This is a genomic window from Paenibacillus sp. RC21 (assembly GCF_044907935.1).
Classification (GTDB): Bacteria; Bacillota; Bacilli; order Paenibacillales; family Paenibacillaceae; genus Paenibacillus; species Paenibacillus terrae_A.
The window spans coordinates 168,081-181,618 of record NZ_JBIYCS010000006.1 but is presented as its reverse complement, the minus strand read 5'-3'; the positions used below and the strand labels follow the sequence as shown (position 1 = coordinate 181,618).

Here is a 13,538-nt window from a genome sequence, read left to right as displayed (position 1 = left end):
AGCGGAACTGTGATCCGCAAGAGGGTCACTCCTTTCAGGACTCCATCTTATGGGCCACAGTTTGGTATGCTTGCCCCTACACTTCCACTAAACGTCCGTTCTCTTTCCAGGATTGCAGTATTTGTTCGAGGACCCACTGGTTTTTGTAGCCGTCCTCGAACAATGGGGCACGATCCACGGACTCTCCCCTTGTCAGCTTAACAAAGTCTCCATAGGCCGTATGATCATAGATTGCAGGGACAGCCCAAGACTCGTATTCGGCATCCGGGTGCTCCAAATCTCGCAGCACAATGCGGACATTTTCCCGGTTGTTGAGACTGGCGTGCAGCGCACCGAGCTCGCCATAGATATCAACTTCGATATCGTGGCGTTTGCCAATGGCATTTTTGTGGGTGATGAACGTGCCGACGGTATTATCCCCTATGATTCCATGGAAAGCAGCGAAGTCTTCCACATCTACTTTTACAGGCAGACCTGTGACCGGATCAGGCCGCTCGGGTGTAATCGTATGTAGCAGCGCCGCGACGCTTTTAAATTCACCCACCAGAAAACGGGCCAGGTCAATAATATGCGAGGCTGTATCGCCCACGACTCCGGAGCCTGCCTTCGCTAAATTATGGCGCCATGTATACGGATGTTGACGATATGGTGAGAATGCATCCATCAGATACCGAAATTGAATGTTATAGATGTTGCCCAGCTTGTGTTCATCCAGCAATTGCTTGGCATATTGGAAAGCAGCGCCGTAACGATGCTTATAATGAACCAGAAAAGGCACCGGGTTCGCTGTATACAGCTTTTTCAACTGATCCGCTTCCTCCCACGTGAGTGTCAACGGTTTTTCCGCCAGAACGGCTTTGTGTTCTTCCAGAGCAATACGAATAATGTCAAAATGCACATCGTTGGGTGTCAGCGACAGAATCGCATCCACCTCCGGGTCACGGATTAAGGCTTCATAATGGGGATATTGCTTGGAAGCAGGCAGTTGCAATTGCTTACCCAGCAGTTGAAGGCGATTGGGGTTCACATCACTAATGGCCACAATAGAAACCCCCGAGATGGTTTGCAGGGATCTAATGTGATATTCAGCGATAAGGCCCAGGCCGATGACACCCATATGAATGGGTTTGGTTGGGGAGATGGAGGTACTCATGTGATCAGAATTCCCTTCTCTTCAATTTGGCTTTTATGACTGCATTAAATTCCTTTTTGCTATGCAGTATCACCCGTAGCTTTGCAGAATAGTCCCCGCAGAATCGATAGTTATCCATAAAATAAAAAGACCTACAATTCCGCTGTGCGGTTTTGCAGATCCTTTTCACACCTTCTCTATACCAATTCACATTAAAAATGTACCTACCTGTTCAATTTTTAGAAGATAATCCGGAAGAGTTATTACCCGGACTCGTCACGATCATGGAGACATCTTCGCTTCATTCGGTTAATGTAGATGATCTACTTGAAAGATTCTCAGAAAAAATTAAGGATTTTGGAAATCTCGAAGACGCTACAAATAGAACTCACTATTTTAGATTGTTATATCATCGGGCTATTTACTATGCTAAACATCTATGCAAGAAGAGAAGCGGCAATTTGAGCAGTTCCCTAGCAGGCAGGACAATATTAGGCAGGCGTATGAGAAGGGGGAAATTTCAACGACGATCGCTCTGAATAAAATAGTCATTCCAGCAACTCGTGTTGTTTCTGACATTGAGTTTATCGCCAAGCAGGTTATTTTAATCAAGGCAGGAAAACTTGTCTTGCAGGAGGAGCCCCAGCAGATTTTGGAGCGTATGAAAGAAAAAGTATTTGAAGTGCAGATAGAAGAAAACGCCTTGGCTCATGTGCAAGAGCAATATAAAGCAAGCAATATTACAAGTGAAAACGGCGGTGTCTGTGTTCGAATCGTTAGTGATAGCAAGCCGATAGAAGGGGATGTGCGATCCGTAAAGCCGAATTTGGAGGATGTTTATTTATATATGTTTGATCAGGATTCGAATTAGAATTTAGGCTCACGTCATGGTATCATCCCTGTCCAGGACGTGAGCCTTGTTACTATCTATCCGGAATAACAAACGACACGGTTGTTCCTTCATTAACACGGCTCACGATCGACAAGCCTTGACCGTACAGCTGCTGCAATCGCCGATTCGTATTAGGGATGCCAATGCCTGCTTTTTCACTCTGAGCCGCATTTTGCAATTGATTGACCTTTTCCTGCTCCATTCCCTTGCCGTTATCTTTAACTTCAATAAGGGTGAAGCCCTCCCGGCGAGTAATGGACAGCTGAATCGTACCGCCTGCGTTTCGGCTGAGAAGACCGTGTTTGACGGCGTTCTCGACCAGCGGCTGAATTGAGAGCGGAGGAAGCAGCAGCCGCATGCCCGTCTCCACCTCCCATTTAATCGACAGCCGATCCCCGAACCGCGTTTTTTCGATGTATAGATAGGCTTCAACGAGCGCGAGTTCATGGGCCAGCTCTACTAACTCCCCCGTATTGAGATAATCAAAACTAATTCGTAAAAAGGACGAGAAGGCCTCACCCAGCTTGCGCATGCTTTCCGTATCGATATCGCTTAACGCCATTAACGAATTAAGGGTGTTGAATAGGAAGTGGGGCTGGATTTGCGCTTGCAAATAGGCAGCCTCCACACGTAGACGCTCTTTAATGGATTGCTTTAGGGCTATCAATGCCCTGATCCGATATTTTAACTCCAAAGCGTCTACGGGCTTCGTCACATAGTCGCTTGCCCCTGCTGAAAATCCGGTGTAAATGTCCGCTTGCTGGCTGCGTGCGGTAAGGAGCAGCACAGGAAGCTCTGACATGGAAAACTGCTCTCTAACCTTCTGTGTTAATTCATAGCCGGACATTTGCGGCATCATAACATCGGCTATGAGCAGATCCCACTGCCTGGTCCCCAGCAATTCTATCGCCTCCCGTCCGGAACGAGCGGTAGTAATGTTATAAGGCTCCGTTGAAAGGATACTGACAAGAACATTTAGGTTGACCGGATTATCATCAACGGCAATTATATAGGCTTTTTCCTCCTTTAACAGCGGCGGCAGTGCGGCGGCAGCTTCCATTTCCCCAATGGAGTGCGGAAAAAGAAAGCCGGCAGGCACCTCATCTATTATTCCCTTCGTTTGTGCCTGAGCAATAGGGACCTGATTGGGTTCAAAATCTGCTGCGTCTGCTAAAGGCAGATTAAAGCTGAAAATGGAGCCCTTTCCCAATTTGGAGCGAACCGTCAAGTCGCCATTATGCAGCTCGACAAGCTGCTTGCAAATGCTTAAGCCCAGTCCGATGCCCTGCTCACCGCTTATTCCATCAGAGCCTTGCTCATAAGGGAGAAAAATACGCGACTGGGTCGCCTCATCCATGCCGGGCCCCGTATCGGCAATATGAATAACAGCCTGCCTGTCCCGAATTTCGGCTGAGACGGAGATGCTTCCCTCCTCGGTGTATTTAAGCGCATTATGCAGCAGGTTATACAAAATTTGAACGAGCCTTTTCTCATCCGCCAGTACCAAAGGCAGCGATTCCGGTATCTCCATATGCAGTTCGATTGGCTTGCTTTCCTTCATAAATTGCAGCATTGCGACAACGCCAGGAGCGATGGACTGAATGCTGAGGGGCTCCCGCTGCAAAACAATGCGCCGTTCCTGAAGCCGAACGACATCGAGAAGATCGCCAAGCAGCTGTGACATCCGTTTGCTGATCGTAATGAGCAGCTGCATATCCTCAAGGCTGCTTTTCGCAAGCCTGGTCTTCTCTTTGGTGACAACGTTATAAGCGATGTTCATAATACCGTGCAGCGGCGTGCGGAGCTCATGGGACGTATTAGCCAAAAACTGGTCCTTAATTTTATCCGCTTTTTGTAGTTGCTTGTTCAATTCCATGTTTTCTATCGAATTTCGAAAATACTTTTTAAACCAATAGGCCGAAAAGCCGGTAATAGCAAAAATAATGTCGATGGGATAGTAGACAGTCGTAACATCTCTTGCGCTCTCAGCAATACTCCACAGTAAGTTGGATAAGATGTTTGTTGCGGAGAACAGCAAGAAAATGACGTCATTATCTTTATTTTTTTGCAAAATCATCGTTCCTACTATGTATATAAACCAGACGAATGATATGAAATTAATCGTATGAAATACATTGAAATGGACGATTGTATAAGCAATATTGGCTGGTGAGACCAGGAAAATGCCGGTAAGAGCAACATTCGCTGCAATGTAGGTTTGGAACCATTTTTCTCGCAGCGGGGCCGCGTTGAAACTTTTGAATAGCAGAAGCAGAAACACATTTTGCCACAGCAGAGAGATCAGTCTAATTTTGATTGCCCATGTATAGTTAATCGGCAGCCATAACAAGAGTATATTATCGTGACTTACTAGAATCGTAATGCCAACGGATATCGTTAACAGCGCTGCGACCAACAAGGTCCTCTCTTTTGAGCTGAATAGATAGAGAATGCAAGCATACAGGCAATGAAGCAGCAGAATAAGAAAAATGAACAGCTGAAATCCAATCGAGTACCAGCGCACAAAATCAATAGTGGCCGCAGTGCCAAAGCGAATCGGAGTTACAATGCCGCCATTATAGGGGTTGTCGAAATTGGCCGCACGAATGACCAGTTCAATCTCGGTCACTCCTTCTGTGTCATAAGTAGAGGTAAAAGAGATGCTTTTGGGTGTATATTCATTTGCAGCGTCGGCTAGCTTGCCCATAGTGGCAAAATTTTTTCCGTTAATTTCAATTTCCGATGCCGCCTGAATTTTTTTAAACCAGAATGAAACAGGAGTCTGAAGCGAATCAATCAAAATGCGAAGACGATACGTTCCATACCCGTACGAGTTGTTTGAATGCTGCTGAAGCGCGCTCCCCCAGTCACCTGGTACGGTAACATGGCTTGCTTCGGGTTCCTTCTCCAGAAACTCGTCTCCCGAAACAAAATTTTCAGGATAAAACTCCCATTCTCCATTCAAATAGAGCACAGGGGAATTTTCCAGATCAATACCGCGCAGGTCAAGCACGCCGCCAACAGCACGGGGCTGGTGGTCGGATACGGGAAAAACGACAGACCACGCCCATCTCATGCCGACTAATGCAGCAAAAATAAACAGCATGATTGTTATATATTTAAAAAGTGTTATATGCTTTGCCTGCATGACGTTCATCAATTTTGTCATAAATGAATAAAACCTCTTTTGACCGCTCTTTATTGTTAATCCTTTACATTATAGCATAGGATTTAGCCATTCTCTTGCTTGGCTGCCAAAGAGAGCAGGTAACGACAAAGGTATCAAGATTCTGTAGAGCTTATTTTACTGTTTTTAACATCATATAATATGATTAATGATGCGGACTTCAAAAAGTTTGTTGTACTATTTGGAATAGCCGCTGCTGCCGCAATCCCCAGGATTACGGCTTTGTTCTCAGCTGCTACAGCTTGATATTCTTCTGGTCAAAATATTCCTCCAGCGTCATTCCCTGCTTGGCTACATCCTCCGCGATGTCAATTCCCACATAACGAATATGCCAAGGCTCGTATACATAGCCAGTCACATCTTCCTTGTCCTTCATATAACGAATAATAAATCCGTATTCCGGCGCATGCTTCTCCAGCCACTCGCCTTCCCTAGAGGCTCCGAAGGATTGCTCCAGCACATTGTCTACGCTTGGACTGGACACATCAATCGCCAATCCTGTCTGGTGCTCGCTTGTACCCGGTACCGCGCTGACTTTAGAGGCATATTCCTGCCCCTTTGTCTTCACATTGTTGTTGAAAATGGAAACCTGACGCTTATAGGAACGGTATCCCGATACAGCACGCAGCTCCATGCCGTCCTTCTTCGCACCGTCGAACAGCTTCTCCAGCGCCTCTGCCGCTTCCTTCCGCATATGCCGTTTCTCATGCGGGCCTTCGAAGGAAAAAGGTACCTTCGGCTCCACCAGATCATCCGGGGCATAGCCTACAGGCAAGCTGCGCTTTTTGTTCACCACGACGGTATCAGACGTAGCGTTGGTGACAATGGCAGTCCCCCCATCTTCCTTCACCGTGGCTTGCAGCGCACTCTCGCTTCGTAGCGCCATCACGGGATCTGCCTGTCCGCTTCCTGTACCCACCGAGGCTTGTCCAGTACCCGTTTCAGTACCGCTACTATTGCCCGCATTCGACTGGGTGGCAGGCTGGACGCTCTCCTGTGTCGTCGGGGATGATTTCAGCGGCTCGCTTTCCTGTCCACCCGAACCTCCCTGCTGGCACGCTGCCAACAGCAGCCCCGGCAGGATCAGTCCCGGGATAAGCGCTTTGCTCCAGCGCTGAGGGGTCCGTTTCTGTTGTATATGTTGTTTCATGCGGGTATCTCCTCCAATATTACATTTGATGCATGGCTTGCTATGGTTTTACGTTCCCCTATTGTAACTGAACTTTCGACACTCTTCGAAGCCGTTATCCAGTTCGATGAAGCTGAATAGGCCCGAAAAAGAAAGAATAGACCCGAATTGTTAGGGAGTATGACGTTTTTGCGGAATTGTAGCCCGGGCGCGTTCAGCTACACGCTCACGTATGAGCTTCAGTGCCTCTTCCGCACGGGGCAGTCCCGGCAGCAATGCCGTAATGTCAGCTTCATTCATAGGCGCAAGCTTCTGCGACAGACGAATCTCAATGGCATGAAAGCCCGCGCCGGGACGATGTAATGCTCCTTCGGCGGCAGATTCAGCAATCCATTCGCTGATCGCCGCCGATCCGCTGCGTGCGCCCTCTGACCGCGAGGTTGGCTCATGCGCGAGAGATGCCCCCTGCACATGGGACAGTTCACCTGCCCAAGCACTGAATACGAATTCCAGCAGTGCTTCGCGCGTCATTCCGATCAGGTCCAGACCAAGCAGCGGCTCGCTTTCCAGCCCCGCTTGGAGAGCCTTCTTCGCTTCGTCGGCTGCACCAACGCCGTCCTCCAGATTGGATGTAGCCGCATCGGCTGCTACCTGAACGACCTCATCCAGCGAGAGGCAGGCTTCCCCCTGTATAAAACGGTATATGTCCCAAGGTTCCGCCTTTAGCTGCTCCAGCCATGCCGTCCGCTGTTCCGGGTCCAGTACAGGCACGGTGCCAGTCCAGCGGGCAGCCCGAGCAATCGCCGAACCGTTGTCCGTTCCGTACTCCTCTACTTCCGCCTCCCATTGACCGTCAGTTACTCGCAGCTTCACTCGCGGCCTTGTCATCGTCTTCATCCTTTCTGTGCTTACTCAATCCATATATCATTTTGCAGCGCAATCAGACCACGCAATTCATCGTCAGACATTTCCGTCAGCCAATGCTCACCGGAGCCGACAACCTGCTCGGAAAGCGCCTTTTTGCTCTCGATCAGCTCGTCGATCCGTTCCTCCAGCGTACCTTGGCAGATCAGCTTATGCACCTGCACGTTCCGGCTTTGACCAATGCGGAATACCCGATCCGTCGCCTGATTTTCTACCGCAGGATTCCACCAGCGGTCATAGTGAATAACATGACTGGCACGCGTCAGGTTCAGGCCAACGCCACCCGCCCGCAGGGAAAGCACGAATATATTCGGCCCTTCCCCCTGCTGGAAGTTGTGGACAATTTCGTCCCGTTTGGTTTTCGCCAGCCCTCCATGCAGGAAATACGGTTCTTCCCCGAAAATCCGGGCCAGCCGTGCTACCAACAGCTCTCCCATGGACACATATTGGGTGAAAATCAGAGCGGATTCTCCATTCTCCCGAATGGTTTCCACCAGCTCCAGCAGCCGTTCCATTTTGCCCGAATTTTCGGTTTTTCCAGTGTCAGCCCGGCCCGGAATGATCAGACCCGGATGGTCGCAAATTTGCTTCAGCTTGGTCAGCGAAGACAGGACAAGCCCCTTGCGGGCGATACCGATCTGCCCGTCCAGTGTCCCCATGAGTTGATCCACCACGCCGCGATACAATCCAGCCTGCTCCGGTGTCAGTACACAATATGATTTCAATTCCAGCTTCTCCGGCAAATCCTTGCGTATATCCGGATCGCTTTTGAGTCGACGCAGCATGAACGGCGAGACGAGACGATATAGCTCGCGCAGCGCCCCCCCTCTCTCCTCTCCCGCCATACTGTAGCGCTGACGGAACGAAGATGAGGTGCCGAGGTAACCCGGATTCAGAAATTGAAAAATGGACCACAGCTCACTCAGCCGATTCTCCACCGGGGTGCCCGTCATGGCGATCCGATGCGGTGCTGACAGCTTCATTACGCTCTGAGCCTGCTTTGTCCGTGCATTTTTAATATATTGCGCCTCATCCAACACGATAGAGGACCAATAGACCGCAGATAAATCGCTGCCGTCCCGACCCGCCAAATGGTAGGTAGTTAGAACGATATCATACTCGCGGACGCTTTCTTGAAATGCCTCCCCGTGAAGTCGCTGGTTGCCGTGATGAATATAAAGTGACAAATCCGGCGAAAAACGCTTCAGCTCCCGCTGCCAGTTACCGAGCAGCGAGGTCGGACAGACGATCAGCGCCGGACGCTGATCCGTCGCGCCGATGCCGCCATCGAGCAGGCAGGTAATAACCTGAATCGTTTTACCAAGCCCCATGTCGTCCGCAAGGCAGACACCGAAGCCCAGCCCGCGCATGGCAGCCAGCCATTGGAAGCCGCGCTCCTGATAAGGACGCAATGCGCCATGCAGCGTCTTTGGTACAGGGCGCGGCTCCACAGAACGAAGCACGCCGCCCTCAACCAGAGAGGCCAGCAACCCGGCAGATTCCGCGCCGAAGATGGACAGGCCCTTCCATGAGGCCTCGCCTGCACCTTCATTTTCCGCGGCCAGATGCATCCATTCGGACAAGGTCATTTCGCCGTCTTCACCGCGCTTGATAAAACGCAGCACCTGACGAATTTCCTTCGGATCGACCTCGATCCATTCGCCTCCCAGACGTACATACGGCAAATTAGCCGCGACGATGCTTTCCAATTCCTCCATCGTCAAGGTCGTATCGCCCAGCACAGCCTCGGCATCAAAGGAAATCATGCGGTTAATACCGACCGTCGATGTGTCGGTATTCACGCCTTCCGGCGGGGTGCCGCGCTCCGCCGGACGCATTTTGAGCCGCAAGCCTGCGCGGCGGCGACCCTCCCGGCTCCAGCGTGAAGGCATTTGCACGGTGGTTCCGTTCTTTTGCAGAGCGGGTACGGCTTCCGTCAGGAAGCGGAAGAACAGCTCAGGCTCCAGCGTGAGGCCCTCGGGATAAGGGCGGCTCAACGCTTCTTGCAGTATCGGTGCCGCTTCGGCCGCCTGTCCAAGCAGCAGCAGCAGCTGTGCCTGCACTTGGCGATACACGATGGTGCCGCGCACCAGATCGCGCTCGGGATGCGCCCACAGCGCCAAAGCAGGCAGTCGCAACCCCGGCTCGGCATCGCTTTCTGCCCAAAAGGTAATGCGCCATTCCTTAACATTCTCTTCCAGTGAAGGCTCCAGACGAAGGCACAGACGAACCTGTCCTTCGATCGGCTCCTGATCCTCCCGTTCCATGACTGGCATCGCGCTTCCTTCAAGAGAAGCCGCCTGGAGAACCAACTCCTCCATCTCGGCAGGCGTTCCCTGTATCGCAACCGGGCGGGAACCTGTCAGCAGGCTGTTCCACCACAGCTCTGCCAGCGGTGATCCCCCGCGCCGATACTCTGCGCGATATCTGCTCAGCTCACGGTCGGAGGCTGCCAGCACCGCGGTCGTTTCCGCATGGATGACCGCACACAGGAAGGAATAGAGCACAATTCCCGCTGCATCCTCCCGTGTTTCCGGCTCCTTGCCTGCGAAGACGGCGGGAGCCGCCATACAGACGGCTGGCATCGCCGAAGCCAGCTCATGAAAGCGGCGAACGTCCTCCTCCTGGCGCAGCCGGGGAATCCACACCCCAACCGCCGCCTCCGGGCCGCGCCGTCGCGGTCCCGATGGACGCGCCTCTGTAAGCGATGGCGCAATTTCGCCTCGCTGCATCAGTTCCAGCGCAAAATAAGCGGCCTTTTGCCAATATTGCATTTCCTCTCCCAGCGTAATGCCCGACGCAGCACAGCCCTTCTCGTCCATACGGGTCAGCAGGGCCAGTGTTTCGCGCGGTTCCAGCGCCAAGCCCTCCAGCGTGCGGCCCAGCATGGAGCGTCTTTTGCCTCCTCTGCCTGCGACTTCCACGCGAGCCGTGTTCGGTATCCGCACCTCGGCAAGACGCAACGCAGCCTGCCGAAACGGCCGAAGGTCTCCCTTCAGCGTCAGCCTGCGGATTACACTGCTCCACGCATCAATACGTGGTTCCGACGTCTCACCAGAAAAGCAAAAAAACACATCTCCGAGCCATATTCCATAAAGCGGTTGATTCATATCTGTCTCCCGTCCAGCCTTTTGAATTATTACTCTTCATCATATACGAAAACAGGCTCTTTTCAAAACTTTATCGCAAAAATAAATGGAAAGTCATAAGTTAATAACCTTAAATATTCATGTGGTTAACTATACAAAAGAGACTCGATCTATAGGATCAAGCCTCTTTTTCATCATCATCAGCTTCCGCATCCTTCAGATAAGGATTCAGGCTGTCTTGCAGCAGTTGCCTGACTCGCATACGCAGCTCTTCCGGATATATAACCTCGGCCTCCGGCCCATACTTTAACAGGAGTCTGGATACATAACTCAATTCCTCGGGCGGAATATATCCCTGCCATTCCTGATGGAAGACATTCTGGAAGAGGGGGTCTGATTCCGCCAGCCGGGCACCAAACGCAGTAAACTTTATTTTTGACGGAATTCCCTGGCGGGAATCATCCGAAGCCATCCATTCCCGGAGTGTGGGAAGGCTGGGTAAGGTTTGTTCCAGCATGGTCATTGCGATTACCCGATCAGAACGGTACAGGATAATCCGGTCTTTGCTATGCGCTGGCATGTACCAATATCCGTGATCAAAATATAGCCCAACCGGATAAACTTCAGTCCACTTTTCCCCGGAAGCGGAGCGGTAATGCATCTTCACCCGGCGCTTATTCAACGCAGCCTCCAAAATGAGCGAGGTGTAGGGCGACTCTGCGTGAGTAGGCAGCATGCGAAAAGAGATATAATCCTTCAATTGATCAATGCTATCCTGCACATCCTGTGGAAGCCCGGCATAATATTGCTCGGATACATGCCCGCGAACCGATCCGAAAGGGATATCAGGAATGTCTTCCAGCAGTTGCAGCATGAGAAAAAGACCCAAGGCCTCGTCGCGGGCAAGATGAAGGGGCGGAAGAAGTCGATTGGGAAGCGCCCGGTACCCGCCATGAGGTCCGGTTTCGGTATAAAGGGGTAACCCGGTCTGCTGCAAATAGTCGAGATCTCTTTGTATCGTCCTGACGGAGACGTCAAAACGCTCGGCAAGCTCACGTGCCGTATATTTTTTTCGGGAATCCAGTATCCTCATAAGGGCAATTCTCCGTTCGTTCATCAGGTACTCCTTTTATTAAAAATTCAATCGGATACGCAATTTAACTACGACATGATATGTCATAAATGCATTATATCATAGGAGATAGAAAGGAGCGATGAACGATGAAGGATACAAAATCTCGCAACAAAACTGTGCTGTATATTGCCATGAGTCTCGACGGGTATATAGCGCTGCCAGATGGCTCAGTGGACTGGCTGTATGATGTCAAAGGGGACGGCGGTGACAATGGATATGCCGACTTTTACGACACCGTAGGCACGGTGCTGATGGGCAGGTTAACGTATGAGGAGGTATTGAAGCTTTCAGATGATTTCCCTTATGCCGGCAAGCCGTGTTATGTACTCACCCGGTCATTAACGAAGCATCAGCAAGCACCGCATGTTACGTTTACAGACGAAGCTCTGTCTGAGCTTGTTCTGCGTCTGCAAGAACAATCGGAAGGTGCAATATGGCTGGTGGGTGGAGGCCAGTTAGTTCAGGTCTTCATGCGGGAGGGACTGCTGGAGGAGGCTATCATTGCGGTCATTCCCAAGGTGCTCGGACAAGGAATACCATTATTTCCAGAAGGAACGCTGCCAAGTACGTTTGAACTCAAAGAAATAGAACGCTGCGGGGATATCGTTATGCTTCATTATCATATATAATTCTGTTTACAGAAAAGCCTTCGTATTTCAGGATCATGCAATCTCCCTGGAATACGAAGGCTGTATCGCGTGCTTTTGTTCATTATTTGGTCTTCAAATTATCCCACGTGCTCTGGAAATCCTCGAACAGCTTCCCGGCATCCGATTTGCCCGCCACATAGGCTTGCATCTGACTGCCGAATTCCTGCTGCGCTCCTTCAGGATAGCGGCTAAAGAACCAGCCCAGCAGCTTGTTTTCCTGACTGTATTTCACCACTTCGGCACCCAATTGGCCCATATCAGCCTCTGACCCTTTGATGCTCTTGAACGCCGGAATGAATTTGAATTCCTTGGTGATATACTTTTTACCCTGCTCGGATGTCACCATCCAGTTTAAAAACTCCTTCGCCTCGGCTTTGACAGATGAATTTTTATTAACCACCCAGTTGTTGGCGACTCCTACAAACAGCTTATCTCCGGCTGCTGCGTCTTCACCAATCGGCATAGGCAGAATACCCAGATTCAGCTTTGGATTAATCCCGTCAATTTGTACTTGGGTCCAATTCCCTTGCTGCATCATGGCGGCCTTGCCCGTAGCAAAATTCGTTACCTGAGTATTGTAATCCGTCGTCAGCGGTTTGGAGTTGCCATACTTGAGCGTCAGATCGAACAGCTTAATCCACTCGGCGAATACAGCGTTGCCCGGGATTTTCGCTGTTCCATCATTCAGTCCCTTCACGAAAGCTGACGGGTCCGGCTGATTGGCAAATGCCACGTTCAGCAAATGATTGCCCAGCACCCAAAACTCCTGATATCCATTAGAAAAAGGTGTAATTCCTGCGGCTTGGAGCTTTTGGGCAGCTCCTTCCAGCTCGGACAGCGTTTTGGGTGTCTCGGTAATGCCCGCTTTCTTGAACAAATCCTTGTTATAAATGAAGCCGTAGCCCTCCAGATTCATCGGCTGACCGTACAGCTTGCCATCCTTGGTCATCGGCTCCTTGGCGACATCGACCACGTCACCGACCCAAGGCTGGTCAGACAGGTCCTCCAAATATTCCAGCCACGTATCCAGCTCGCGGTAGCCTCCTACATTAAAAATATCCGGCTGCTCCCCGGAGGCAAACTTCGCCTTCAAGGCCGCCCCGTAGTCGCTACCTCCGCCCACGGTCTGAATATCAAGCTTGATTCCCGGATGGGAAGCTTCATATTCGGCCTTCATGCGATTGAGTGCCTCTGCAATTTCCACCTTGAACTGAAAAATGTGAATCGTCTTTTCCTTGGCTTCCTCTTTGCCTGCATTTTGTTCACCACCGCTACTGTTACAGCCTGCCAGAACAAGTGCAAACGCAGCGAGAAGCAGAATCAGGGCTTGGGCTTTCTTTTTAAAAGTATGCGTTTTCATATTCATGTTCCCTTCTATACTAAATTTCAGTTCATCCCAC

Annotated in this window: 9 protein-coding genes; 2 read left to right on the top strand and 7 right to left on the bottom strand. The window is 50.7% G+C overall.

Going from position 1 to position 13,538, the window contains the following annotated elements:
* Positions 1-76: 76 nt before the first annotated feature.
* Positions 77-1,153, bottom strand: a complete 1,077-nt coding sequence (locus tag ABIA61_RS19800; RefSeq protein WP_404519778.1) for a Gfo/Idh/MocA family protein — start codon at positions 1,151-1,153, stop codon at positions 77-79.
* Positions 1,154-1,571: 418 nt separating this feature from the next.
* Between ABIA61_RS19800 and ABIA61_RS19795 the strand changes: the two genes are divergently transcribed.
* The gene (locus tag ABIA61_RS19795; RefSeq protein WP_283654486.1) at positions 1,572-2,003 is read left to right on the top strand and encodes a hypothetical protein; all 432 of its coding nucleotides are present in this window, start codon (positions 1,572-1,574) and stop codon (positions 2,001-2,003) included.
* 52 nt (positions 2,004-2,055) lie between these two features.
* Here ABIA61_RS19795 and ABIA61_RS19790 read toward each other — a convergent pair whose 3' ends face one another.
* From ABIA61_RS19790 to ABIA61_RS19770, 5 genes are all read right to left on the bottom strand, one after another.
* A complete protein-coding gene (locus ABIA61_RS19790) occupies positions 2,056-5,130 on the bottom strand; it encodes a hybrid sensor histidine kinase/response regulator (protein WP_404581151.1) in 3,075 nt (1,024 codons plus the stop codon).
* 316 nt (positions 5,131-5,446) lie between these two features.
* Entirely contained in the window at positions 5,447-6,361 is a 915-nt protein-coding gene (locus ABIA61_RS19785) for a M15 family metallopeptidase (RefSeq protein ID WP_404581150.1), read from the bottom strand.
* A gap of 150 nt (positions 6,362-6,511) precedes the next feature.
* A complete protein-coding gene (locus ABIA61_RS19780; RefSeq protein ID WP_283654483.1) occupies positions 6,512-7,228 on the bottom strand; it encodes a phosphoribosylglycinamide synthetase in 717 nt (238 codons plus the stop codon).
* A 20-nt stretch (positions 7,229-7,248) separates the two neighbouring features.
* Positions 7,249-10,374, bottom strand: a complete 3,126-nt coding sequence (locus tag ABIA61_RS19775; protein ID WP_404519783.1) for a DEAD/DEAH box helicase — start codon at positions 10,372-10,374, stop codon at positions 7,249-7,251.
* Between the two features lie 157 nt (positions 10,375-10,531).
* Entirely contained in the window at positions 10,532-11,470 is a 939-nt protein-coding gene (locus tag ABIA61_RS19770; protein WP_283654482.1) for a helix-turn-helix transcriptional regulator, read from the bottom strand.
* Positions 11,471-11,574: 104 nt separating this feature from the next.
* Between ABIA61_RS19770 and ABIA61_RS19765 the strand changes: the two genes are divergently transcribed.
* Positions 11,575-12,117: a dihydrofolate reductase family protein gene (locus ABIA61_RS19765; RefSeq protein WP_283654481.1), complete on the top strand. Its 543-nt coding sequence runs from the start codon at positions 11,575-11,577 to the stop codon at positions 12,115-12,117.
* 82 nt (positions 12,118-12,199) lie between these two features.
* Here ABIA61_RS19765 and ABIA61_RS19760 read toward each other — a convergent pair whose 3' ends face one another.
* On the bottom strand, positions 12,200-13,498 hold the full coding sequence (locus ABIA61_RS19760) for an ABC transporter substrate-binding protein (protein WP_404519787.1): 1,299 nt from the start codon (positions 13,496-13,498) through the stop codon (positions 12,200-12,202).
* Positions 13,499-13,538 lie beyond the last annotated feature (40 nt).